Raw genomic sequence first — 25,696 nt, 5'->3', positions numbered from 1 at the left:
TCACCAACTCAACCAAACATCCGATCTTTGGCATTTTGCCATCCAAGCTACAAGCCTTGCCCATCAAGGACATGACGCAAATTTAGTTAGCCTTCTATGCACTTACAATTTAGATACAAATAGGATTTTTGGTTTCGGATAGTCTCGATTTCAACAGGAAATTTCCCCGCTGAACGCCCCCGAATAAAAATAATTCTGCTCTGCGCTGTAACGTTTCCAGGTCAACTCACTCAACCCTTTTGTCATACCTGAAACTGCACTGATTCATCCGGTACTCACTCAGGAACTGTCACTCTCGAGCACTTGGACATTTGCCCCCGATATAGATATCGACGGCGCAACATGTTCATAGGGCAGAACTAAAAGCGACGTCACTAGTTGAGCCCGCTGACCGGCTTCTCTGTTGTTCGTCACTTGGTCTTTTTACAGTAAGGATGCCAAGTGCCCCATTCATCACACACTGTCCGCTCCCTCCTCCCCCGCACCGGCGTGTGGTGCCTGGGACTGCTGTTCGGCATGGCGCAGCTGGGCCCGGCCCTGGCCGACGAGCCGGGCCAGGAAGCCCTGCGCCTGCAACAACAGCAACAACGTGACCTGCAGCAACTGCAACTGGAGCAGCGCCAGCGGCAGATGCAGCGCGGCAGCTTCAGTGCCAGCCCGGTGACGCCGGAAGTACCCCAGCAGCCGGCCAGCGATAGCCGCTGCTGGCCCTTGAGCGGCACCCGCATCGGCGGCGTCAGCCTGTTCAGCAAGACCCGGCTCAACGACTACATCAAGCCGTACGTGGCGCCCTGCATGGGGGTCAACCAGATCAACCAGCTGCTGGCCGCCCTCACCCGGCTGTACGTCGACGCCGGCTACATCGCCAGCCGTCCGTACCTGGCCAGTGCCCCGGCCGCCGGGCACAGCCTCGACATCCTGGTGGAGGAAGGCTACGTCGAGGCCATCGAGCTGGCCGACCAGAGCCTGCCGGTGTCGTTGCGCGGAGCGTTCCCGGGAGTGCTCGGCAAGCCCCTGAACCTGCGCGACCTGGAACAGGGCCTGGACCAGCTCAACCGCCTGCGTTCACTGGACTTGACCGCCGACATCGCCCCCGGCAGCCAGCCCGGCGCCTCGCGGATCATCCTGCGCTCGCGCACCAGTGCCGCACGCTGGGGCCTGGGCCTGGGCGTGGACAACCTGGGCAGTGCCAGCACCGGCCGCGACCGGCAGTCGATCAACTTCAACCTCGACAGCCCGTTGCAGCTCAACGATGCCCTGAGCCTGAACTACAGCGACACGCTCAACCACGGACCGCGCTACAGCCGCAGTTCCAGCCTGTTCTACTCGGTGCCCTACGGCTACTGGACCTACAGCCTGTTCGCCAGCCATGCCGAATACCGCGCGCCGCTCAAGCTGGCCCGCACCACCTTGTACAACAGTGGCCGTACCGACATGGTCAGCGCCCGCGCCGACCGGGTGCTGTGGCGCGGCCAGAGCCACCAGCTCAGCGCCAACCTGCAACTGGCCTACAAGGATGTGGACAGCTATCTGCAAAAGGCCCACCTGAAGATCCAGAGCCCGACCCTGACCGTGGCCGAGGCCGGCCTCAACCTGTTCTGGCTCAACAGCGCGGTATGGAACCTGGATGCCAGCTACGCCCAGGGCCTGACCTGGTTCGGCGCCGACGACGACTCACAGCAAGTGCAACGCAACCTGCCCAAAGCGCAGTTCCGCAAGTACCGCGCCGGCCTCAGCCAGTGGCGCAACGGCCAGCTGGGCGGCCAGCGCTGGCAGTGGCAGAGCCAGTTGGCGGCGCAGTACAGCCCGGACCCGCTGCCAGCCATCGAGCAGCTCTTGGGCACCGACGACTCGGCGGTGCGTGGTTATCGCCTCAACAGTGTTTCCGGCGCCATCGGCGCGGTATGGCGCAACACCCTGCGCCTGCCCCTGGACAACGATCTGCCGGTGAAACTCACCCCACGCCTGGGCCTGGACAACGGCTGGATCAAGGCCGACCACGGCGCCCAGAGCCGGCACCTGGCCGGTGCCAGCGTGGGCCTGAACCTGGCCTGGAAAAAACTCCAGCTCGACCTCGACTACCAGCGCAACCTCAGCACCCCGCAGGGGCTGCGCACGGAGCCGGAGGTTTGGCTGGCCCGCATCAGCCTGCAGATCTGACCAACCGCCGATTAGCCTGAACCAATCGATGAACCTGGGCACCACGCGCCGTTGCACCGAAGAAAGCGCCGGGCTCAACCACTTAGAACGAGGTTCTCATGCCTGACAACACTAGGTTCCACCTTTCCCCCCAGGGCACCTTGCGCTGGACCATTGCCAGCCTGCTGCTGGTCTCCCACCTGCCCCTGGCCCTGGCCAGCGGCATCACCGTGGTCGAGGGCCCGGGTGGCGTGCCGATCCTGCAAGACCAGGGTGGCGTGCCCATCGTCAACATCGTCGCCCCCAACTCCGGCGGCCTGTCCCATAACCAGTTCCTGGACTACAACGTCGGCCAGCAAGGCGTTGTGCTCAACAACAACAGCGATGTGTTGCACCAGGCAGCTTCGCAACTGGCTGGCCAGGTGGCGGCCAACCCGCAGTTCCAGGGCCAGGCGGCCAGCGTGATCCTCAACGAAGTGATCAGCCGCAATGCCTCGCAACTCAACGGTATCCAGGAAATCGCCGGCACCGCCGCCGATTTCGTGCTGGCCAACCCCAACGGCATCTCGGTCAACGGTGGCAGCTTCCTCAACACCCCCAACGCCAGCCTGGTAGTGGGGCGCCCGGAACTCGAGGGCGGCAAGCTGCAAGGTTTCACTACCCAGGACGCCCGCGGCCAGCTGGATATCCACAGTGGCGGCCTGCGTAATGAAAACGGCTCGATCGATCTGATCGCTCCACGCATCGACAGCCAGGGCGAACTTGCGGCCCAGAAACAGTTGAACCTGACCGTGGGCCGCAACCAGCTCGATGCCAAGGGGCAAGTAACCCGGGTCGATCCCGCCGGCCATACCCAGGAACAACGCATCGACGCCAGCCTGTTCGGGGCCATGCGCGCCGGGCGGATCAATATCGTCAGCACCGCCGAAGGCGCCGGGGTACGCGTTGGCGCGGTACAGATCGACGGTCACGATGGCATCAAGCTGAGCTCCGCCGGCGACCTGGACATCCGTGGCCAGGCCGTGGCCAACAGCCTGGACGCCACCCGTGCCGACCTGCGCAGCCAGGGCGACATCGACCTGCATGGCCGCCGCGACCTGGACCTGGCCGCCACCGATGTCAGCGGGCGCAACGTCAAGCTCGACGCCGGACGCAACCTGACCCTGAGCAGCATCGAAAGCCGCAAGCTCCAGGAAAAGCGCCAGCAATGGGACAACAGCACCATCGGCATCACCTGGGAAACCTACGACCGCACCGAGACCGGCAGCGACAGCCGCCAGCACGGCAACAAGGTGGTGGCGCAACAGGATGCCGAGTTGAAGTCCGGCGCCAATACCCGCATCCAGGCCAGCAGCATCGAGGCCGGCAATCGCCTGTCCGCCAACAGCGATGGCGACCTGCTGCTCACGGCTGCCACCGAGACCAATACCCAGCGCGACCAGGGCCAGCACCGCAAGCACCTGTGGAAGGAAACCTGGGATACCGCCAGCAGCGAGCAACGCAGCATCACCAGCCAGCTCAAGAGCGGCAACCAGTTGCAACTCGAGAGCAAGCAGAAGCTGCGCCTGGAGGGTGCCGAGCTGCACAGCCAGGGTGACATCCGCCTGGCCGCCAAGGACGTGGATATCAACAGCGCCAGCCGCCACAGCAGCAGTAGCGAACAACGCTACTCCGGCGACCTGGTGGGCGGTGGCTTCTTCGGCAAGAACGCCGACGGCGACCAGGGCAAGACCCAGAACCAGGGCAGCAAGGTCACTGCCGACGGCAAGCTGATCGTGCAAGCCGACAACGTGCGCATCAGCGGTAGCCAGGCCCGGGGCGGTACCCAGGCCAGCGTCATCAGCGACAACGGTTCGCTGACCATCGACGGCGTGCAGGACACCTCCCACGCCAACAGCCATAGCAAGGACAGCAAGTTCTTCGGCGTAGCCAAGGACGAGAGCCGCCAGCAGGACAAGGCCAGCACCACCGTCGGCAGCCAAGTGCGCTCGGACAGCAACCTCAAGCTGCAAAGCGCCAAGGACCTGGTCGTCAGTGGTTCCCAGGTCAACGCCAAGGGCCAGCTGGACGCCAGCGCCAAGGGCTCGGTCAAGGTGACAGCGGCCGAGGACACCCAGCACACCAGCAGCAGCTCGCAACAGCGCGGCTTCGATGCCTACGCCAAGCAGACCGCCCCCGGCAGCGGCCAGTACCGGGCCGGCGTGCGCTACCAGGACCAGCAACGCAACGACAGCAGCGACAGCACCCGGCAACAGGCGTCCAGCCTCGGCGGCGCCAGCCTGGCGGTCAGCGCCGGCGAGGACGTGAGCATCCAGGGCAGCAAAGTGGCGGCCACCGCCGGCGATGCCAGCCTGAGCGGCAAGAACGTCGAGCTGCTGGCAGCGCACGACAAGCAAGACAAGCACAGCGACAGCACCACCACAGGCGGCGGCTTCTACTACACCGGCGGCCTGGACCGGGCCGGCAACGGCGTGGAGGTGGCCCATAACAGCAGCCAGGACAGCAGCAGCAAGAGCACCGCGCAAACCAGCAACATCGCCGCCAGCGGCAACCTGACCATCAGCGCCGGCAACCGCCTGAGCACCGAAGGCGCCCAGGTCAAGGCCGGTGACAAGCTGCAGGTCAGTGCCGGGCAGATCGACAACCGTGCCGCGCGCAACAGCGAAAGCAGCCATCACCAGGAAAACAACTGGGCGGTGGATGTCGGCGCCAACGTCGAATACAAGGGCGTGGCCCGACCCATCGAGAAAGCCGTCCAGGGCGTGGCCCAGCGCAAGTTCCACCAACCCGGGGTACTCGACGCCCTGGAACAGCCCAACATCGGGCTGGACGTGGATGTCAGCCACCAGAACCGCCAACTCGACACCAGCGCCAGCACTGCGGTGGCCAGCCAGTTGAGCGGTGGCCAGGTCCAGGTCAAGGCCGACGGCCAACTGCAGGACCAGGGCACCCAGTACCGCGCCACCGACGGCGCGCTGAAGATCGATGCCGGCAGCCTGGTGGCCAGCGCCGCCAAGGACACCCACAGCAGCAGCGAGCAGGCGGTGGACGCCAAGGTCGGCGTACGGGTCTACACCAACACCGGTGAAGACCTGAACATCCGTGGCAGTGGCGCCGGCGGCAGCAGCACCGTCACCAGCAACACCGAGAAGGCCCAGGTGGGCAGCTATGCCGGCAGCCAGGGCGTGGAGATCAAAGTCGCCGGCGACGGCCGTTTCGAAGGCAGCCAGTTCAATGGCGGCCAGGGCGACGTGAAGATCAAGGCCGGCGGCGAGCTGGCGTTGAACCAGGCCAACGACAAGCAGGACAGCAGCAACTCCAGCCTGCGTGGCGATGCCTCGCTGAGCCTGGGCACCCTGCCCGGCAGCAGCGGCACCAACCTCAACGTCGGCGCCGGGGTCCAGTTGGACCACAAGCGCCTGGACCAACAGGACAGCCAGGCACAAGTCGCCAGCATCCAGGGCCAGGGCAAGGTGCAGCTGGAAAGTGGCGGCAACCTGACCCTGCAGGGCACCAAGATCGGCAACGCCGCGCGCCCCACCGGGGATGTCAGCCTCAATGCCGGCGGCAAGCTCGACCTGCAAGCCGCCACCGACACCCACGCCAGCCAGGGCAGCAACCTGGGCGGTGGCTTCACCGCCGGTGGTGGCAAGTCCAGCAGCGAGCAGAGCAGCGGCAAGAACGCCAACCTGAGCGCCAACTTCAACATCGGTCGGGTCTCCGAGCAGGACCAGGACCAGCGTGGCGGCCAGGTCTATAGCCAGGGCCAGGTAACGCTCGCCAGCGGCGCCAGCGGCGATGCTGCGATCCACCTGCAAGGCACCCGGATCGACGCCGGCAAGGTGGTGCTCGATGCCGCCCAGGGCGGTATCTACCAGGAGTCGGCACAAGCCACCCAGGTCCACAACAACTGGGGCCTGACCGTGGGCGCCGGAGCCAACCTGAGCCAGACCACCCCGACCGACGCCGAGCAGGGCCCGGCGAAGAACGCCCACGGGATCAACGCCCGGGCCAAGATCGACGTCGACCGGCGGCAGAACAGCACCCAGCATGACAGCCTGATCAAGGCTGACCAGGTTGTGCTCGCCAGTGCCGGCAACGTGCACCTGGCCGGCGCCCACATCGACGCCCAGCGGGTCGATGGGGCGATCGGCGCAGACCTGACCATCGAAAGCCGCCAGGACCAGGTGCGTTCCACCCAGGTCAACATCGACGCCAAGCTCGACGCGGAGAAGAACCAGCCTGGCCTGGTGAGCAAGCTGGCCAAACCCGCCGGTCCACTCAAGGACGACCTGCAAGCCAAGGCCGAGAAGAGCTTCGGCAAGCACCGGGAAAAACTCGAGAACGCCGTCGACAAGGGCGTGGACAAGCTCGGCTCGGCCAAGGACAGCCTGGTCAGCCAGGCCGACAATGCCAAGGAACGCCTGGGCGAAAAGCTCAGCCGCAGCGCCAGCTACGACGTCAACCCCGAGCCTCGCGGCGCCATCGGCAACAGCGTGGACAAGGCCAAGGGCTATCTCGCCGACAAGGCCGACGCGCTGGGCAATCGCTTCTCCAGCCTGAAGGACCGCTTCTGGCCCAAGACCAGCGACAGCTACTCGGTCAACGAGAAGACCAGCACTGGCGCCAGCGTGGCCAACACCACGGAAAACGTGCTGTTCGGCGACAAGAGCGGCAATACCTCCTACACCCCGACCTTGAACCTGAACCTCAGTCACCAGGGCAAGGACAGCGTGCAGCAGGCCTCGGGCATCAGTGGCCGGCAGGGCGTCAATCTGTCGGTGAGCGGTGAAACCAAGCTGACCGGGGCCCGTATCGGCGCCAGTGACGGACGTGTCGACCTGAGCGGCTCGCGAGTCACCAGTACTGCCCTGGCCGGCTCGGACTACCGCGTCGACGTCGGGGTCAACCTGTCCAAGTCGCCAGTCAACCTGGCCCTGGGCAGTGGCAACGAACTGACCCGCAAGCAGGACGACGCCACCCAGAAGGACCAGGTGTTCAACCTGGGCCCGCTGCGTGTCGGCGGCCACAGTGACAGCCAACTGCTGCAGGCCGGTATCGACCAGAAAGCACCTTGAAGCATCGGCCGCCCCCACCCTGGGGGCGGCCCTTGCCACTCCCTTCCCCGCACGGGACTTCCTCTGATTACCACCCTCCTGTAATACCTCCCTTTATTCGCTGTAGGACCGTTCTCGAATTCGCTTCACGGTCTTTTTCGCCACGCCACCCCCAAGGCAGCTGGGCTACTGTTCGGGTTTTCCATTCATCGACAGGAGGCCTGCATGCGCTCGGTACTCATCATCGACGATCATCCCGTCATACGCCTGGCCATCCGTTTTCTCCTGGAGCACGAGGGGTATGTGGTCATCGGTGAGACCGACAACGGCGTCGATGCCTTGCAGATGGTCCGCGAATCCGAGCCGGACCTGATCATCCTCGACATCTGCATTCCCAAGCTGGATGGCCTGGAGCTCCTGGAACGCTTCAGCAGCATGCCCAAGCCCTTGCGTGCCCTGGTCCTGACCGCCCAGTCGGCGACGCTGTTCGCCAATCGCTGCATGCGCGCCGGGGCCAGCGGTTTCGTCTGCAAGCAGCAGGACCTGAGCGAGCTGCTCAGCGCCATCAGGGCCATCTGCAACGGCTACAACTATTTCCCCAGCCAGGCCCTGCTGATCAACCAGGTGGCGCTGGGCCAGACCCTGGAACTGGCGCAGTTCAACTCGTTGAACGACCGGGAACTGATGGTCATGCAGCTGTTCGCCATGGGCCAGACCAACCAGCAGATCGCCGTGGGCATGTTCCTCAGCAACAAGACCGTCAGCACCTACAAGAAGCGCATCATGCAAAAACTGGCGACCACCTCCATGAACACCCTGGTGGACCTGGCCAAGCGCCATGCACTGATATGAACAGCCTGCCCCTGCCGCCCTGGCCACCTCGCAGGCCATGGCGATGATCGAGCCCATACTGCAACAACCCGCCCCCTGGGCCTTACTCCTGGCTGCTGGGCTGGGCCTGGCCTGGCTATACCGGCGGCTGCGCCGCAGCCAACGCTCGCTGCAAGCGGCCCTGCAGGCCACCACGGAGCTGAAGGCCGGCAAGCAGCAGGCCGAAACCGCCAGCCGCGAAAAAAGCCGGTTCCTGGGCAATATCGGCCACGAGATCCGCACGCCGCTCAATGCCCTGGTCGGCCTGCTGGAGCTGGTGCTGCGCCGCACCCAGCCACTAGATCCGAACCGCTGCTCCCTGGAGCTGGCGCTGGACTCTGCCAGGGACCTGCGGGAGCTACTGGCGGACCTGCTGGACGTGACTCGGATCGAGTCCGGGCAAATGTCCCTCAACCCGGACTGGGTCCTGCTGCGGGACTGCGTCGATCCGGTGATGGGGATATTCCAGGTCCTGGCGCGGCGCAAGCACCTGGGCTTGCACCTGGAGTTCAACGCCCCGGAACCCGAACCCCAGGTACTGATCGACGCCCTGCGTTTCAAGCAGGTGCTGAGCAACCTGCTGAGCAATGCGATCAAGTTCACCCACCTGGGCGAAGTCCGGGTCAGGTTGCACCTGCAGCCCGATTCCCTGCCGGACCAGTTCCGGCTGCGCCTGCAAGTGCTGGATACCGGCCTGGGCATCGCCGAGGAACAACGCCAGCGCGTGCTGCTGCAACCCTTCGCCCAATCCGCCACGGCCGGCCAGTCGGCCCGCGACAGCACCGGGCTGGGCTTGCCCATCAGTCATCACCTGTGCCAGCAGATGGGCGGCAGCCTGACCCTGCACGGGCGCAACGGCCCTGGCACCGAGGCGCGGGTCGGCTTGACCCTGGCCGGCCGCGAAGCGCCCGCCCCGGTGATCGAGGAACCGGTACGCCAGATCGCCAGCCCGCCGCTGGATATCCTGCTGGCGGATGATCATCCGGCCAGCCTGGCGCTGCTGCAGGGGCAACTGGAGTACCTGGGGCACCGGGTCACCAGCGCCGAGGATGGCACACAGGCATACCGGCTATGGCTGGCCGGAGACTTCGACCTGCTGATCGTCGACTGCAACATGCCCGGGATGAACGGCTACCAGCTGACCGCAGCCATACGCCGCGACGAGGCCCGGACCCAGCGCCCGGCCATCACTGTGCTCGGCTACAGCGCCAGCCATGAGCGGGAAACGGTCCGGCAATGCCTGGAAGCCGGCATGCATGACTGCCTGTTCAAACCCCTGGGCATCAACCTGCTGGGCCGCAAGCTGGCGATGCTCGCCCCGCTGCCCAGGGCGGACTGCTTCAACATGACCGCCCTGCTGGCCCTCACCCGCGGCGATACGCCGTTCGCCTTGCGCATGCTCAGGGAGCTGCTGCAATGCTGCCACGACGATCGGCGGATGCTGGGACTGATCGCCGTCGGCAACCAGAACGAACTGCGGGCCCTGGCCCACAAGGTCAAGGGCTCTGCGCTGATGGCTGGGGCCAATGTCCTGTACCGCTGCTGCGAAGCACTGGAGCAGGCCTGCCAGGATGACAGCGGGATCGACACCTTCGATACCAAGGTGCGCGACCTCGACCTGGCCCTGGTGCGATTCAGCCAGGCCCTGTACCAACACATCGAATCCTTGCGCCAACCTGCCGCCTGATCCCTGCGCCCTGCACCGCACCATCAACGGCAGCTGATGCCGGTCCCTGGCGATACCCTATTGCCAGATTGATATCACAAAGCCAGTATTCTCTTCGCCGTACCTACCGACCACACCGTCCATGCCCGGGAGCGGGTCGAGGTCGGCGAACTCCAGGCCAGTCGAGGCAGGAATGCCCGCCTTAACTATGCTTGGATCCTGAGCCGAGCCCGATGTGCCTTTGGAGAGAACTGGAATGCCGAGCACCCCCTTGCCCGCACAACGCCGCTTCCCTCTGCATATTCATATCAGTGTGATGTTCACCCTGTTGCTGCTCATGACCGGGGTGATACTGGGCATCTACAACTACCACGCCACCACCCGGATCATCCTGGGCAGCAGCGAAAAACTGTTCCAGCGCATCGAGCAGGATGTCCGCAGCGACCTGAGATCCACCTACGAACCCATCCGCCATGTGCTCAGCCTGCTGGCGACCAGGTCGGCGACCCAGGCCCCCAGCCTGGAGCAGCGGCTGGAACTGCTCCGGCCATTCAGCCAGTCCCTCTTGGACAACTCCGACCTGGCCTCGCTGTACCTGGGTTATGCCAACGGCGATTTCTTCATGGTGCGCCCGCTGCGCGACGCCCAGATCCGGGACAAGCGCCAGGCCCCGGCCAACAGCGCCTATGAGGTATGGAGCATCGAGCGCGATGCCAGTGCCGGCCAGGTCAAGTCGCAGTCATTGTTCTATGACGCGAACCTGGTGCTGCTCGAGCGCCTGGAGCATTCAGACGAGCGCTACGATCCACGGACCCGGGACTGGTTCGTCAATGCCCGGGGCAATACCGACCAGATCACCACCCGCCCCTATGTGTTCTATTCCACCCTCAACGTCGGCACCACCCTGGCTCGCAGCAGCGGAAAGATGGCAGTGATCGCCGCCGACCTGACCCTGGAACAACTGTCTTCGACCCTGGCCAAGCATCGGGTCACGCCGACCACCGAAGTCGCCCTGCTGGACGACCTGGGCAATGTCGTGGCCTATCCCGAAAGTCACAAGCTGCTGCTGGAGCAACGCTCCGCACGCCTGATCAAGGGCAGCGACCTGAGTCCGGCGCTCGATGCCCTGTTGCAGAGGCGGACCGAGGACGGTCACCTGCAGGCCCAGGGCCGCAACTGGATAGTCGCCAGCAGCCACATCGCCGAAGGCGGCCCCGGCGGCCTGCAACTGGACTTGCTGGTGCCCGAGGATGAGCTGCTGGCCGATGCCTACCGCCTGCGCTGGCAAGGCGCGTTGATCACCCTCACCACCTTGCTCTTGTGCCTGCCCCTGGGCTGGCTGATCTCGCGCATCCTGGTCCGTCCGTTGCGTAACCTGGTGCAAGAGGCCGATGCCATCCGCAGCTTCGACTTCCATTACCCGGCCTCACGCCGTTCACCGGTGCTGGAAGTGGATCAGCTGAGCGTGTCCATGACGCGGATGAAGAGCACCCTGGCCAGCTTCTTCGAGATCAATGCCAGCCTGTCCGCGCAAACCCGCTTCGACCCGTTGCTGCAGCGGGTGCTGTTCGAAACGGTGAAGATCGCCCAGGCCCAGGCCGGACTGATCTACCTCTGCGAGAGCAAGGGATCGCGCCTGGAGCCCCACGGCCTGATCATCGACGGGCAACCCCAGGACCTGTCGTCGTTCGATATCGCCACCCAGGACCTGGCCGCCCCGCACAACCCGGACTGGCTGCGCCAGCTGGCGGACCACGACAACGTGGTCACCACCCTGGGCTTCGAGCAGGCCGGCCAGTTGCAAAGGATACTGCTCGCCCTGGACAGCCCCAGCACCCACCTGGTGGGAATTCGCCTGCGCAACCGGCACCACGAGACCGTGGGCATGCTCCTGCTGTTCCTGGTGGACAGCGGTACCGAGGCGGACCTGGACAAACTCAGCCCCGATCGCATCGCTTTTATCCAGGCGGTATCGGCCACCGCCGCGCTGTGCATCGAAAGCCAGCGCCTGCAGAACAAGCAGAAGCAGCTGCTGGACTCGTTCATCCAGTTGCTGGCCGGCGCCATCGACGCCAAGAGCCCCTATACCGGCGGGCATTGCCAGCGCGTGCCGGCATTGACCCTGATGCTGGCCGAGGCCGCGGCGGCCAGCCAGGAGCCGGAATTCGCCACCTACAGGCCCAGCGAGGACGAATGGGAAGCGCTGCATGTGGCCTCCTGGCTGCACGACTGCGGCAAGGTCACCACCCCTGAATACGTGGTGGACAAGGCCACCAAGCTGGAAACCCTGAACGACCGGATCCATGAAATCCGCACTCGCTTCGAAGTGCTCAAGCGCGATGCCTGGATCGACTACTGGAAGGCCCTGGCCCAAGGGGCCGAGGAAGCGCCCCAAGCCAGCGAGCGCGACGCCCGGCTACAGGAGCTGGATGAGGAATTCGCCTTCGTCGCCCGCTGCAACCTGGGGGCGGAGTTCATGGCCGAGGCCGACCAGCAACGCTTGCAGCGCATCGCCCAACGCACCTGGAGCCGCACCCTGGACAATCGCCTGGGCGTGTCCTGGGCCGAGGGCCAGCGCCTGGAACGTTCTCCGGCGCCCAGCCTGCCGGTCACGGAAACCTTGCTGGCCGACAGGCCCGACCACCTGCTGGAGCGCGACAGCTCGGAAGTGTTCGCCGCCGACAACCCCTGGGGCTTCAAGCTCCAGGTGCCGGAGCACAAGTACAACCGTGGCGAGCTGTACAACCTGAGCATTCCCCGGGGCACCCTGACCGCCGAGGAGCGCTACGTGATCAACCACCACATAGTGCAGACCATCATCATGCTCGAGCACCTGCCCTTCCCCAGCCACTTGCAGGGCGTGGCGGAGATCGCCGGTGGTCACCACGAGAAAATGGACGGCAGCGGGTACCCACGCCAACTCAAGCGCGAGCAGATGAGCTTGCCGGCGAGGATGATGGCCATCGCCGATATCTTCGAGGCGCTGACCGCGGCGGACCGTCCGTACAAGAAAGGCAAGACCTTGAGCGAGGCGCTGAACATCATGGCCATGATGTGCCGCGACGCCCATATCGATCCGCAACTGTTCGGGCTGTTCATCCGCCAGAAGATCTATCAGCAGTACGCCGAGCGCTTCCTGACGCCGCAGCAGATCGACGAAGTGGACCAGGCGGCCTTGCTGGGCAAGGCCGGATTGGACAGCTGAGGGCTCAGCAGTCGCTGGCGTTCAGGAAGATCTGCGCCAGGCGCTCGATCCCCGCCTGGTCCTCGACGCCGAAGCGCGCCAGGCTCGGGCTGTCCAGGTCCAGTACGCCGATCAACCGGCCAGCCTTCACCAGCGGCACCACCAACTCGCTGTTGGAGGCGCTGTCGCAGGCGATATGCCCGGCAAAGGCGTGCACGTCCTCTACCCGCTGGGTCTGCAAGGTCGCCGCAGCAGTGCCGCAGACACCCCGGCCGAAAGGAATGCGCACGCAGGCGATCTGCCCCTGGAACGGGCCAAGCACCAGTTCCTCACCACGGGCGAGGTAGAACCCGGCCCAGTTCAGGTCGTCTAGCTGGCTGAACAGGAAGGCCGAGAACTGCGCCGCGTTGGCGATGAAGTCACGCTCATCGGCCAGCAGCGATTCGAGCTGGGCACACAGCAGCCCATAACCGTCCAGGCCCTGTCCGGCGTTTTTCAGATCGATCATGGCTTTTGCTCCAGCAGTTGCAGGCCCACCCAATAGCGGGCGAACTGATAGGCGCAGCGACCGTTGCGGTTGCCGCGTCCGGTAGCCCAGCGCACCGCCAGGATGTCCAGCTCTTCATCGCGCTGCCACTTCAGGCCGGCCTTGCGGGCCAGTTCGCCGATCCAGTGCTCCACCACGTTGAGGAAGTGTTCCTGGGTGAAGGGATAGAACGACAGCCACAGGCCGAAACGGTCCGACAGGGCGATCTTGTCTTCCACCGCTTCGCTGGGGTGCAGCTCGCCATCGACGCGCTTCCAGTTCTCGTTGTCACTTTCCTTCTCCGGCACCAGGTGGCGGCGGTTGGAGGTGGCGTACAACAGTACATTCTCCGGAGCCTGCTCCAGGGAGCCATCGAGCACGCTCTTGAGTACCCGGTAGTCGCCCTCGCCGGATTCGAAGGACAGGTCATCGCAGAACAGCACGAAACGCTGGGGCAGCTTGACCAGTTCCTCCACCACCCGTGGCAGGTCGGCCAGGTGATCGCGCTCGATCTCGATCAGGCGCAGGCCGCCCTTGGCGTGCTCGGCCAGCAGGGCCCGGACCAGGGAAGATTTGCCGGTGCCGCGCGAACCCCAGAGCAAGGCGTGGTTGGCCGGCAAGCCGTCGAGGAACTGCTGGGTGTTGCGGGCCAGCTGCTCGCGCTGCTTGTCGACCCCGATCAGGTCGCTCAGGCGCATGTCCAGGCTGACGTCCAGGGGCAGCAGGAAACCGCTGCGGCCTTCACGTTGCCAGCGCGCAGCCAGGCACTGGCTCCAGTCGATGGCTTGGCGCGGGGTGGGCAACAGCGGTTCGATCCGGGCCAGGACCGCATCGGCGCGTTCAAGAAATGCATTCAATCGAGCATCCACGACTTTTCCTCAGGCACGTTCAAGGTAATGATGCGGCACACAGATGAAACGCAGTCCTGATCAACGGGTCCAAAGGCCCTGTCAGCTGCTGCCAGGCCAAGCCGGCAACCCAAGATGATCAGCTATGCTTGCGCAGCGAAGGGAAACGAAAGTGGTTCAACCCCCCATGGATATCAAGTTCACCAACCGCCTGTCCTATAAACAGGCCCGGCTCACCGTGTTGGTGGGTTTCATTCTGGGGACCGCGCTCAGTCTGGTGCAAATCGGTATCGATTATGCCAGCGAAGACGCCTCCATCAATCGTGAAATCCACTCGCTGCTGGAAATCAGCCACAACCCGGCCTCACGCATCGCCTACAACATCGACGCCGAGCTGGCACAGGAACTGACCCTGGGCCTGTTGCGCTCCCCGGCGATCATTCGTGCGCAATTGATCGACAACAACAATACCCTGCTGGCCAACGTCGAGCGCCCGCCGTTGCAGAGCCGCTATCGGGCCATCAGCGACTTCCTGTTCGGCGCCGACCGGCAATTCGAAGACCGCCTCTACCTCAGCCACCTGCCGGAGGAATCCCTCGGCACCCTGCACCTGGACGTCGACACTTACGCCTTCGGTAGCCGCTTCCTGCGCCGCGCCGAAGTCACCCTGCTCAACGGCTTCGTGCGCAGCCTGATCCTCACCGGGATCCTGCTCGGGCTGTTCTACGTGATGCTGACCAAGCCCCTGGTGGGGGTGATCCGCGAACTCAGCAGCCGCGACCCACGGGGCTCGCGGCAGGCCAAGCTGGACTTCCCCCATGGCCACGAGAACGACGAAGTCGGAGTCCTGGTCAAGGTGGCCAACCAGCAGTTCGAAATAATGGCCACCGAGATCCAGCAGCGGCGCAATGCCGAGAACCGCCTGACCGAATACCTCGGGCAGCTAGAGAACATCGTTTCGGCGCGCACCACCGAACTCAAGGCCAGCAACGCCAGCCTCAGCCAATCCAACGAGGAGCTGGAAGCCGCCCGGCGGACCGCCCTGGACATGGCCCAGGCCCGCTCGGCCTTCCTGGCCAACATGAGCCACGAGATCCGCACGCCGCTCAACGGCCTGCTGGGCATGATCGCCCTGTCCCTGGACAGTCCGCTGAACCCCGAACAACGCCAACAGCTATCCATCGCCCATGACTCCGGCAAGGTGCTGGTGGAACTGCTCAACGATATCCTCGACATGTCCAAGTTCGACGCCGGGCAACTGGAGCTCGAGCGCATCCCCTTCGATCTCGGGATGCTCGTGGAGGACACCGCCAACCTGCTGTCGCAGAACGCCGCGGCCAGCGTAGAGCTGACCTGCCTGGTGGCCCCGGACTTTCCGGCGCTGGTGCTGGGCGACCCGATGCGGGTGCGGCAGATCGTCAGCAACCTGTTGTCCAACGCCCTCAAGTTCACCCGTTTCGGCCGGGTCGACGTGCGCCTGAGCACCTTGGCCGACGGCGTGCGCATCGAGATCTGCGACACCGGCATCGGCATCGCCCAGGAAGCCCAGGTGAAGATCTTCCAGCCCTATACACAGGCCGGCGCCGGGATCACCCGCCAGTACGGCGGTACCGGCCTGGGCCTGGCCCTGACCTATAACCTCTGCGAGGCCATGAACGGCCGCCTGAGCATCAGTTCGGAAGTGGGGTTCGGCAGCCAGTTCTGCGCCGACCTGCCGCTGCCCAGCCACGCCCCGGCCGCCGTGCCGCCGCGCTTGTCCGGCAAGATCATCGCCATCACCGATAGCGGCAGCGGCCTGTCCGAGCTGCTGTCGAGCCTGTTGCCGGCCTGGGGCCTGACCTACCAGCGTTGCGACATCGAGGATTCGCTGGCCGGACTCAATCCTGACTTGCTGATCACCGACTGCCCGGAGTGCCTGTTCGGCCTGCGCCCGGCCATCAGCGCCCCGATCCTGCTGGTGACCGCCTACGGCAGCTTCCTGCCCAGCGAGGAGGCCAGCGCCCTGGCCCCCCTGCAGCAACAAGCCCGGCCTCTGGCACGCAACGCGCTGTACCAGACCCTGCGCCGTTCATTGCAGGCCGAAACCGTCACCCTCAACGATGCGCAACTGGAGATGCCGGTGCAGATCCGCCGGGCGAACATTCTGCTGGTGGAAGACAACCCGGTGAACCAACTGGTGGCCAAGGGCATGCTGAGCAAGCTCGGCTGCGCGGTGACCGTGGCCGTGCATGGGGCCGAAGCCCTCAACCAGCTGGAGCACAGCGATTTCGACCTGATCCTGATGGACTGCAACATGCCGGTCATGGATGGCTACGAGGCCAGCCGGCAAATTCGCCGCAGCGGGCGCTGGCCGGACCTGCCGATCATCGCCCTGACCGCCAATGCCATGCCCGAGGAGCGCGAGCGCTGCCGGGCCGCCGGCATGAGCGACTACCTGGCCAAGCCCTTCAGGCGCGAAGAACTGATCGCCCTGCTGGACCTGTGGGTTCCGACTACGAGCAAGCTCTGAGCTGCAGCAGCAGGCGGTCGAGCTGTTCGCGCAACGGGCCCAGGCTGTCGAGATCGACGCCGCTTTCGCACAACAGCGCCGCCTTGAGCGGCCTGACCTGCTCACGCAAGGCCAGCCCGGTATCGCTCAGGCTCAGGTGCACCTCGCGCTCATCGCGTCCGGAACGTCGGCGTTGCACCAACTGCAACTGTTCCAGGCGCTTGAGCAGGGGCGTCAAGGTGCCGGAGTCCAGGGCCAGGCGCTCCCCCAGGGCCTTTACCGTGGGCAGCGCCGGCGGCGTCTCGTGCCACTCCCACAACACCAGCATCACCAGGTACTGCGGGTAGGTCAGGCCGAGCTGGTCGAGCATCGGCTTGTAGCCGCGCACCACCGCTCGCGAAGCGGCATACAGCTTGAAACACAGCTGGCTGTCCAGTTGCAGCGAAGCATCGGGCAGGTGGTTCATTTGAGCAGGGCTTCGATCTCGCCGGCCAGGTCCTGGGGTTTGGTGGTCGGGGCGAAACGCTTGACCAGCTTGCCGTCCTGGCCGATCAGGAACTTGGTGAAATTCCACTTGATGCCCTGGGAACCCAGGAGTCCGGGCGCGCGCTTCTTCAACTGGACGAACAGCGGATGGGCACCGGCGCCATTGACCTCGATCTTCTTGAACAGCGGGAAGCTGACGCCGTAGTTGAGCTCGCAGAACTCCGAGATCGCTCCCTCGTTGCCCGGTTCCTGCTGGCCGAACTGGTTGCACGGAAAGCCCAGGACCACCAGCCCCCGATCCTTGTAGGACTGCCACAACTGCTCGAGCCCCTTGTATTGCGGGGTGAAGCCGCATTTGCTGGCGGTGTTGACCACCAACACGGCCTTGCCGGCGAAATCCGCCAGGGTCTTTTGCTCGCCCTTGATGGTGGTGCAGGGGATAGTCAGCAACGCATCGGTCATGGCAGCAACTCCACTCAAGATTAGGAACGGATAAAAATAGTGCTCAATTAGATTGCATGCAATTTAAATCACGAAAAATCGGCTCCATGGAGCCTGATGCCCGTCAGTCGAGCGAGGTGATCCTCCATGGGAGCGAAGCTTGCTCGCGATGATCGTCAACACTAGCGCGTATTGACTGGATGAACGCAGCGCTCTGGAGCCCAGAGCGGGCAAGCCTCGCTCCTACAATTTCCTTAGCTTATCGTCCCGCCTTACCGCCTAGCGGGCTACCAGGTCCAGGCAGACGGAGTTGATGCAATAACGCAGGCCAGTGGGTGGCGGGCCATCGGGAAACACATGGCCCAGGTGCGCATCGCATTTGGCGCAGACCACTTCGGTGCGGATCATGCCGTGGCTCAGGTCGCGGATCTCGATCATCGCGCTGTCGGCGATGGGCTCGTAGAAGCTCGGCCAACCGCAACCGGAATCGAACTTGGCCCTGGAGTCGAACAGCGGCTCGCCACAGCAGACGCAGTGGTACACCCCATCGGTCTTGGTGCCGTTGTACTTGCCCGAGAACGGGCGTTCGGTGCCCTTGAGCCGGCAGACGTTGTATTGCTCCGGATCGAGCATCGCCCGCCATTCTTCCAGGGTTTTTTCCAGCTTTTCCATGGTCCTTCCTCTGCAACGGAAAAAGCCCGATCTGTATCTTTTCCACGGATCGGGCGGCACGTATGATTGCGCCTCGTCAGACGCCAGTCTGGCAGCCGCGCTACACCCATTCAAACGGATTTTGCCGCAGCCGGTGCGGGCTACAGCCCGGTGTAGGACGGCAGGATTCCCAGTACGGTAGTTCATCCTCCGCCTGGATCGTTCATTTTCGGGAACACATCGCCATGCAGGTCAGCAAATCGAACAAGCTCGCCAACGTCTGTTATGACATTCGCGGCCCAGTGCTCAAGCACGCCAAACGCCTGGAAGAGGAAGGCCATCGCATCCTCAAGCTGAACATCGGCAACCCAGCGCCCTTTGGCTTCGAGGCGCCGGACGAGATTCTCCAGGATGTGATCCGCAACCTGCCGACCGCCCAGGGCTACAGCGACTCCAAGGGCCTGTTCAGCGCGCGCAAGGCAGTGATGCAGTACTACCAGCAGAAGCAGGTGGAAGGCATCGGCATCGAGGATATCTACCTGGGCAACGGCGTATCCGAGCTGATCGTGATGGCCATGCAGGCCCTGCTCAACAATGGCGACGAAGTGCTGGTTCCGGCCCCCGACTATCCACTGTGGACCGCCGCGGTGAGCCTGGCCGGCGGCAACCCGGTGCACTACCTGTGCGACGAGCAGGCCAACTGGTGGCCCGACCTGGCCGACATCAAGGCCAAGATCACCCCGAACACCAAGGCCCTGGTGATCATCAACCCGAACAACCCCACCGGCGCCGTGTATCCCAAGGAAGTGCTGCTGGGCATGCTGGAGCTGGCACGCCAGCACAACCTGGTGGTGTTCTCCGACGAGATCTACGACAAGATCCTCTACGATGACGCCGTGCATATCTGCACCGCCTCCCTGGCCCCGGACCTGCTGTGCCTGACTTTCAACGGCCTGTCCAAGTCCTACCGCGTGGCCGGCTTCCGCTCCGGCTGGGTGGCCATTTCCGGTCCCAAGCAGCATGCCCAGAGCTACATCGAGGGCATCGACATGCTGGCCAACATGCGCCTGTGCGCCAACGTGCCCAGCCAGCATGCGATCCAGACCGCCCTGGGCGGCTACCAGAGCATCAACGACCTGGTCCTGCCGCCTGGCCGCCTGCTGGAGCAGCGCAACCGCACCTGGGAACTGCTCAACGACATTCCCGGCGTAAGCTGCGTCAAGCCCATGGGCGCGTTGTATGCCTTCCCGCGGATCGACCCGAAGATCTGCCCGATCCACAACGACGAGAAGTTCGTCCTCGACCTGCTGCTCTCCGAGAAACTCCTGGTCGTGCAAGGCACCGCCTTCAACTGGCCATGGCCGGACCACTTCCGGGTAGTGACCCTGCCCCGGGTCGACGACCTGGAACAGGCCATTGGCCGGATCGGCAACTTCCTCAAGTCCTATCGTCAGTAATTTCTCAAATGCAGTGCGATCTTTCGCGGATCGCACTGCGATTAATTCAGCAACACATCTTCACTGACCCTCCCCGCCCCCCTTCTACTAAGCTTGCACTTTCCGTCGTTGCCACTGTCACAGCGTCTGCGTCGCAGCTGGACGACGGTCGTCCACGGCGATCGGTCATGAACTTGCCACACGCCTGTCATGCCCCGCCCCATGCGACATAGTTTGAAATAGAAGCCGTGTTGAATCGGTGCTTGCCGCGCCTTATATACCCCCGCGGAACGCTACATCTTTAGCTTGAGGAGATTTCTACAACCATGATGCGAATCCTGCTGTTTTTGGCCACTAACCTTGCGGTCGTGCTGATTGCCAGCATTACCCTGAGCCTTTTCGGCTTCAACGGGTTCATGGCGGCCAACGGGGTTGATCTGAACCTCAATCAGCTGCTGATTTTCTGTGCGGTCTTTGGTTTCGCCGGCTCGCTGTTCTCGCTGTTCATCTCCAAGTGGATGGCGAAGATGAGCACCAGCACGCAGATCATTACCCAGCCGCGCACCCGCCATGAGCAATGGTTGTTGCAGACCGTTGAACAACTGTCCCGCGAAGCCGGCATCAAGATGCCCGAAGTGGGGATTTTCCCGGCCTACGAGGCCAATGCCTTCGCCACCGGCTGGAACAAGAACGATGCCCTGGTAGCTGTCAGCCAAGGGCTGCTGGAGCGGTTCTCCCCCGATGAAGTGCGGGCCGTGCTGGCCCACGAGATCGGCCACGTCGCCAATGGCGACATGGTGACCCTGGCGTTGATCCAGGGCGTGGTGAACACCTTCGTGATGTTCTTCGCGCGGATCATCGGCAACTTCGTCGACAAGGTGATCTTCAAGAACGAGGAAGGCCAGGGCATGGCCTACTACGTGGCGACCATCTTCGCCGAGCTGGTCCTGGGCATCCTCGCCAGCGCCATCGTCATGTGGTTCTCGCGCCAACGCGAATACCGCGCCGACGAAGCTGGTGCGCGCCTGGCCGGCACCAATGCGATGATCGGCGCCCTGCAGCGCCTGCGCTCGGAACAGGGCCTGCCGGTGCACATGCCCGATACCCTGAATGCCTTCGGCATCAACGGCGGTATCAAGCAGGGCCTGGCCCGGATGTTCCTGAGCCACCCACCGCTGGAAGACCGTATCGACGCCCTGCGCCGTCGCGGTTGATCCACTCCGGCAACAACAAGAAGGGCGACGCAAGTCGCCCTTTTTCATGGTCGCGGAAAGCTCAGCGGGTGCCGGTCTTCTCCAGGCGGTAGACCCGCTCCACCAGCCGGGTGACCCCGCCCTGGAGGAACTTCCAGCTTTCACCGAGGATGTCGCGCTCGGTCTCCACCTGCAGCTGCCAGCTACCCTCCAGGCTCTCGCGCACCTCATCGTCCAGCACGGCGAATGGCGGCCCGTCGAGCTGCGCCTGGTCGTAGTCCATGGTAATCAGCAGCCCACGGCTACCGTGGGGCAACAAGCCACTGATGTGCGCGGCATAGCGCTGGCGCATCTGCCGCGGCAGGGCGATCATCGCCGCGCGATCGTACAGGGCCGTGCAGCCGGCGACATCCTCGGCGGCCAGGGCGAAGATGTCGCCGCACCAGAGCTGGATCGCCCCATGGGCATAGACCTTGAACGCCCCTTGCTGGCTGACCTGCGGCTGCAACTGGTGTTCGCGGAAGAAATCCTCCACCGCCTTCTCCGACAGCTCGATCCCCAGCACCTGATGCCCGCGACTGGCGAGCCAGGCCAGGTCCAGGCTCTTGCCGCACAGCGGTACCAGCACCCGGGCCTGGTCAGCGAGTCCAAGCCCCGGCCAGTACTGCTGCAGATAAGGATTGACCTGCGCCAGGTGGAAGCCGATCTGGTCGCGTTCCCAGCGTTTGTGCCAAAAGTCCGCTTGCATGGAATGTCCTTGGAATTCGATCAAAAAGCCCTAAAACTTATATTAGATTTAGATCAATGATCTGATTGAAGATGGCGCATCTTAACCCTCAGGACCTTCTTCATGCTCCCCAGCCTGTTCATTTCCCATGGTTCTCCCATGTTGGCCCTGGAGCCCGGCGACAGCGGCCCTGCCCTGGCCCGCCTGGCGGCGCAACTGCCCCGGCCGCGGGCGATCCTGGTGGTGTCGGCCCACTGGGAAAGCTCCGACCTGCGGGTCAGCGCCCATCCGCACCCGGAGACCTGGCATGACTTCGGCGGCTTCCCCGCCGCCCTGTTCGCCGTGCAGTACCCGGCGCCTGGCGATCCCGGGCTGGCCGCCCAGGTCGTGCAATTGCTGGCGGCCAATGGCCTGCCGGCGCGACTCGACGAGCAACGGCCCTTCGACCATGGCACCTGGGTCCCGCTGTCGCTGATGTACCCGCAGGCGGACATTCCGGTGGTCCAGCTGTCCCTGCCCAGCCAGCAGGGCCCGGCGTTACAGACCCGCATCGGCCAGGCCCTGGCCAGCCTGCGCGAGCAAGGCGTGCTGCTGATCGGTTCCGGCAGCATCACCCACAACCTGCGGGAACTGGACTGGCATGCCGGCCCGGAAAGCGTCACCCCCTGGGCCCAGGCCTTTCGCGACTGGATGATCGACAAGCTGGCCAGCGACGACCAGGCCGCGCTGCATGACTACCGGCGACAGGCGCCCCATGCCGTACGCAGCCACCCCAGCGACGAACATCTGCTGCCGCTGTATTTCGCCCGGGGCGCCGGTGGCGCATTCAGCATGGCCCACCAGGGTTTCACCATGGGCGCGCTGGGCATGGATATCTATCGCTTCGGTTGAAGCGCGGGTAAATCCCGGGCAAAAAAAATCCCCGGACCAGCCGGGGATTTTTCATGCGTGATCGATCAGCCCAGGGAGCGGATCAATCCTCGCGGTAGCGACGCAGCTTGAGCTGCTTGCCGGCAACGCGAGTGTCCTTGAGCTTGGCCAGCAGGCGGTCCAGACCGTCTTCCGGCAGCTCTACCAGGCTGAAGCTATCGCGTACCTGGATACGGCCGATGGCTTCACGGGCCAGGCCACCTTCGTTGAGGATCGCACCCAACAGGTTCTTGGCGGCGATGCCATCACGGGCGCCCAGCGCGGTACGGCAACGAGCACGACCTTCGGCCAGTGGAGCCGGAGCGCGACGCTCGCGATCACCACGATCAGGACGGTCGCCGTAACGCTCGGAACGCTCGCCACGTGGGGCATTGTTCGGCACCAGCGGACGCTCTTTCTCGATGGTCGCCAGATCCAGCGCCTGGCCATTGGTGGCCTTGCGCAGCAGGGCCGCGGCCAGGGCGCGCGGGCTGCAACCGATGTCGGCGGTCAGGCGGTCCAGCAGATCGCCATGGGACGCTTCGGCGTCAGCTACCAGTGGCGCCAGGCCGTTGGTCAGCTTCTTGATGCGCGCGTCGAGTACGGCCTGGGCGTCCGGCAGGCGGACTTCAGCCACTTTCTGCCCGGTCACACGCTCGATCACTTGCAGCATGCGACGCTCGCGTGGAGTCACCAGCAGCAGCGCGCGACCTTCGCGACCCGCACGACCGGTACGGCCGATACGGTGGACGTAGGATTCCGGATCGTAAGGCATGTCCACGTTGAATACGTGGGTGATGCGCGGTACGTCCAGGCCACGGGCGGCGACGTCAGTGGCCACAACGATGTCCAGGCGGCCATCCTTGAGGGAGTCGATGACGCGCTCACGCTGGTTCTGGGCGATATCGCCGTTCAGCGCGGCGGCCTTGTAGCCCTTGGCTTCCAGGGCGCTGGCCAGGTCCAGGGTCGCTTGCTTGGTGCGCACGAACATGATCAGGGCGTCGAAGTCCTCGACTTCCAGCAGGCTCAGGACCGCGCCAGTCTTCTGGTCGGCGTGAACCAGCAGGTGGGCCTGCTCGATCGCGGTGACGGTCTGGGTCTTGCTCTGGATCTTGACGTGCTTCGGATCCTTGAGGTGACGCTCGGCGATCGCGCGGATCGACTGCGGCAGGGTGGCCGAGAACAGTACGGTCTGGCGGGATTCGGGCATGGCCTTGAAGATCACTTCCAGGTCATCCATGAAGCCCAGCTTGAGCATTTCGTCGGCTTCGTCGAGAACCAGGTGGTTCACGGTGGCCAGGACCTTCTCGTCACGACGCAGGTGGTCGCACAGACGGCCCGGGGTGGCGACAACGATCTGTGCGCCGTTACGGATTGCCTTGAGTTGTGGGCCCATCGGCGCACCGCCGTAGACGGCCACAACGGTCACGCCCGGCATTTGCTTGGCGTAGGTTTCAAAGGCGGTTGCTACTTGTAGCGCCAACTCGCGGGTTGGGGCCAGGATCAGAGCTTGCGGCTCGCGCTTGGACGGATCGATGCGGTGCAGGATAGGCAGGGCAAAGGCAGCGGTCTTACCGGTACCGGTTTGCGCCTGGCCAATCATATCGTGACCGGCGAGGATGATCGGGATCGATTGCTGCTGAATGGCCGAAGGCTCTTCGTAGCCGGTGGCGACTACTGCAGCAACAATACTGGGATGAAGTTCAAGAGCGGCGAAGCCGCCGATTTCCTGGGTCATGGGTCTGCCTCTAAGTGCATCCGCAAAGACCCATGCTCCAAAGCTGCGCATGCCGTGTAAGACTCGATGAGTCACCCTGGCAGCTTTGTCGGCGGGGATTTGCGAAAACGATTGAAAGAAATGAACGTCAAGGATAGTCCGCGAAGCGGACAAGCAGCCGAAGCTGACTTCGGGGAAATGCGTTACCTAAACGAGGCCCTGCTAAAGGCCGGCGCGCACTATACCGGAATTACTCAAAAAAGGGAGTTTTTTTTGTCGGAAAAATCCGCCAAACCCCCGACTACCACAGGCTTTGCGCCGTTTCGGAAGGCCGGCCATCGGGCTCGAACCCAAGCGTATTCGGGCCCCTGGCTTAAACGGTTCACCTCGTGACGCCAAGCTACTGCGGCAAACTGCCTCGCCTGCTGCAGAGAATGGCGTCCGGATCTCCCGGGCCACGGTGCCACTTGCGCGATGCAAGTACACCGATACTTGTCGACCCGGCCAGCCTGGCCGCCAGCGCTGCCGGGCGCGTCCGCTCAGGTAGCGGGCCGGATGTCCTTGATCAACGACTGCAACGAGTACCCCAGGCGCGGTGCCAGGGCCTCGGCCCGGGCGACCAGGCCCGGCATGTCCAGCTCCTGTTCCAGGTCGGCCGGGACGATCAGGATCACATTGCCCTCCTTCACCGGCAGCTCCCAATAGTGGCGGTGATAGAGGCCACGCAGCAATGCGGCGCCCAGGGGCTTGCCGTCATCGGTGGCCCATTGGTTGATCACCAGCCAGCCACCCGGATTGAGACGCTTCTGGCAGTTTTCCAGGAACCCCCAGGCCAGGTGCCCGACGCCCGGTCCAACATCGGTATACAGGTCGACGAAGATCAGGTCGGCGGGCTCGGCGCTTTCCAGCAGCTCCAAGGCATCGCCGATCCTTATATATAGACGCGGATCATCGTCCAGCCCCAGGTATTGGATGGCCAGGCGCGGCACGTCCGGACGCAGCTCGATGGCCTCGACGTCCTCCAGGGGCAAGAACTTCAGGCACGCCTGGGTCAGGGTGCCGGCGCCAAGCCCAAGAAACAGCGCGCTCTCCGGTGCGTCATGGCACAGCGCGCCGATCAGCATGGCCCGGGTGTAGTCGTACTCCAGCCAGCTGGGGTCGGCAGTGAACACGCAACTTTGCTCGATGGCCTCACCGAATTCGAGGAAGCGGTAATCGGCCACTTCCAGGACCCGGATCATGCCGAACTCGTCGTGAACCTCGGCCAGTACGCGTTCGACGCGTTCCTCAGTCATTTCATCTCCTCGTCGCCCGGGCCGGGAACCTTGCCAGGGCGCTAAACCTGCCGCTCGGTAGCG

17 protein-coding genes are annotated in these 25,696 nt (G+C 64.1%); 9 read left to right on the top strand and 8 right to left on the bottom strand.

What is annotated here, in order from left to right; all coding sequences use genetic code 11:
• Positions 1-516: 516 nt before the first annotated feature.
• The 5 genes from GDH07_RS21515 (at position 517) to GDH07_RS21495 (ending at position 12,937) form a co-directional block, all read left to right on the top strand.
• Entirely contained in the window at positions 517-2,160 is a 1,644-nt protein-coding gene (locus tag GDH07_RS21515) for a ShlB/FhaC/HecB family hemolysin secretion/activation protein (RefSeq protein ID WP_152898908.1), read from the top strand.
• 98 nt (positions 2,161-2,258) lie between these two features.
• Positions 2,259-7,217 carry a hemagglutinin repeat-containing protein gene (locus GDH07_RS21510; RefSeq protein ID WP_152898815.1) on the top strand — a complete coding sequence of 1,653 codons (4,959 nt, stop codon included), beginning with the start codon at positions 2,259-2,261 and terminating at the stop codon, positions 7,215-7,217.
• 204 nt (positions 7,218-7,421) lie between these two features.
• Positions 7,422-8,048, top strand: a complete 627-nt coding sequence (locus GDH07_RS21505; protein WP_022640032.1) for a response regulator transcription factor — start codon at positions 7,422-7,424, stop codon at positions 8,046-8,048.
• A 43-nt stretch (positions 8,049-8,091) separates the two neighbouring features.
• Complete coding sequence (locus tag GDH07_RS21500; RefSeq protein WP_152898814.1) at positions 8,092-9,753, top strand: response regulator; 1,662 nt, start codon at positions 8,092-8,094, stop codon at positions 9,751-9,753.
• A 235-nt stretch (positions 9,754-9,988) separates the two neighbouring features.
• Positions 9,989-12,937 (top strand): HD domain-containing phosphohydrolase, encoded by a 2,949-nt coding sequence (locus tag GDH07_RS21495; protein ID WP_152898813.1) that lies wholly within the window; start codon positions 9,989-9,991, stop codon positions 12,935-12,937.
• Between the two features lie 4 nt (positions 12,938-12,941).
• Here the strand turns inward: GDH07_RS21495 and GDH07_RS21490 are convergent, their stop codons facing one another.
• Both GDH07_RS21490 and GDH07_RS21485 read right to left on the bottom strand, forming a co-directional pair.
• Positions 12,942-13,424 carry a GAF domain-containing protein gene (locus GDH07_RS21490; protein WP_152898812.1) on the bottom strand — a complete coding sequence of 161 codons (483 nt, stop codon included), beginning with the start codon at positions 13,422-13,424 and terminating at the stop codon, positions 12,942-12,944.
• Positions 13,421-14,311 (bottom strand): ATP-binding protein, encoded by an 891-nt coding sequence (locus GDH07_RS21485; protein WP_343038306.1) that lies wholly within the window; start codon positions 14,309-14,311, stop codon positions 13,421-13,423. Before GDH07_RS21485 ends, GDH07_RS21490 begins: the two co-directional genes overlap by 4 nt.
• 166 nt (positions 14,312-14,477) lie before the next feature.
• On the opposite strand from GDH07_RS21485, the gene GDH07_RS21480 reads away from it, so the two are divergent.
• Positions 14,478-16,799: a hybrid sensor histidine kinase/response regulator gene (locus tag GDH07_RS21480; protein WP_152898810.1), complete on the top strand. Its 2,322-nt coding sequence runs from the start codon at positions 14,478-14,480 to the stop codon at positions 16,797-16,799.
• On the opposite strand, the gene GDH07_RS21475 is transcribed toward GDH07_RS21480, so the two are convergent.
• The 3 genes from GDH07_RS21475 to msrB all read right to left on the bottom strand — a co-directional run bounded on the left by GDH07_RS21475 (position 16,783) and on the right by msrB (position 18,377).
• A complete protein-coding gene (locus GDH07_RS21475) occupies positions 16,783-17,244 on the bottom strand; it encodes a MarR family winged helix-turn-helix transcriptional regulator (protein WP_053133116.1) in 462 nt (153 codons plus the stop codon). The two genes, GDH07_RS21480 and GDH07_RS21475, sit on opposite strands and share 17 nt — an antisense overlap.
• Positions 17,241-17,726 carry a glutathione peroxidase gene (locus GDH07_RS21470; protein WP_022640039.1) on the bottom strand — a complete coding sequence of 162 codons (486 nt, stop codon included), beginning with the start codon at positions 17,724-17,726 and terminating at the stop codon, positions 17,241-17,243. Before GDH07_RS21470 ends, GDH07_RS21475 begins: the two co-directional genes overlap by 4 nt.
• A gap of 258 nt (positions 17,727-17,984) precedes the next feature.
• The gene (msrB, locus tag GDH07_RS21465; RefSeq protein WP_022640040.1) at positions 17,985-18,377 is read right to left on the bottom strand and encodes a peptide-methionine (R)-S-oxide reductase MsrB; all 393 of its coding nucleotides are present in this window, start codon (positions 18,375-18,377) and stop codon (positions 17,985-17,987) included.
• A gap of 224 nt (positions 18,378-18,601) precedes the next feature.
• On the opposite strand from msrB, the gene GDH07_RS21460 reads away from it, so the two are divergent.
• Together GDH07_RS21460 and htpX are read left to right on the top strand one after the other, a co-directional pair.
• Positions 18,602-19,813, top strand: coding sequence for a pyridoxal phosphate-dependent aminotransferase (locus GDH07_RS21460; protein ID WP_022640054.1), 1,212 nt, complete (start codon positions 18,602-18,604; stop codon positions 19,811-19,813).
• 305 nt (positions 19,814-20,118) lie between these two features.
• A complete protein-coding gene (gene htpX, locus GDH07_RS21455; RefSeq protein WP_022640055.1) occupies positions 20,119-21,006 on the top strand; it encodes a protease HtpX in 888 nt (295 codons plus the stop codon).
• A 61-nt stretch (positions 21,007-21,067) separates the two neighbouring features.
• Here htpX and GDH07_RS21450 read toward each other — a convergent pair whose 3' ends face one another.
• Positions 21,068-21,733, bottom strand: coding sequence for a thiopurine S-methyltransferase (locus tag GDH07_RS21450; protein WP_152898809.1), 666 nt, complete (start codon positions 21,731-21,733; stop codon positions 21,068-21,070).
• Positions 21,734-21,835: 102 nt separating this feature from the next.
• Between GDH07_RS21450 and GDH07_RS21445 the strand changes: the two genes are divergently transcribed.
• Positions 21,836-22,603, top strand: a complete 768-nt coding sequence (locus tag GDH07_RS21445) for a DODA-type extradiol aromatic ring-opening family dioxygenase (RefSeq protein ID WP_152898808.1) — start codon at positions 21,836-21,838, stop codon at positions 22,601-22,603.
• Positions 22,604-22,685: 82 nt separating this feature from the next.
• On the opposite strand, the gene GDH07_RS21440 is transcribed toward GDH07_RS21445, so the two are convergent.
• Entirely contained in the window at positions 22,686-24,359 is a 1,674-nt protein-coding gene (locus tag GDH07_RS21440; RefSeq protein WP_022640059.1) for a DEAD/DEAH box helicase, read from the bottom strand.
• 518 nt (positions 24,360-24,877) lie between these two features.
• Complete coding sequence (locus tag GDH07_RS21430; RefSeq protein ID WP_022640060.1) at positions 24,878-25,633, bottom strand: spermidine synthase; 756 nt, start codon at positions 25,631-25,633, stop codon at positions 24,878-24,880.
• Positions 25,634-25,696 lie beyond the last annotated feature (63 nt).

It is taken from the genome of Pseudomonas piscis (assembly GCF_009380155.1).
GTDB classification, from domain to species: domain Bacteria; phylum Pseudomonadota; class Gammaproteobacteria; order Pseudomonadales; family Pseudomonadaceae; genus Aquipseudomonas; species Aquipseudomonas piscis.
Note: the sequence above shows the minus strand (reverse complement) of the source record. Positions and strands in the feature narration are given on the sequence as shown.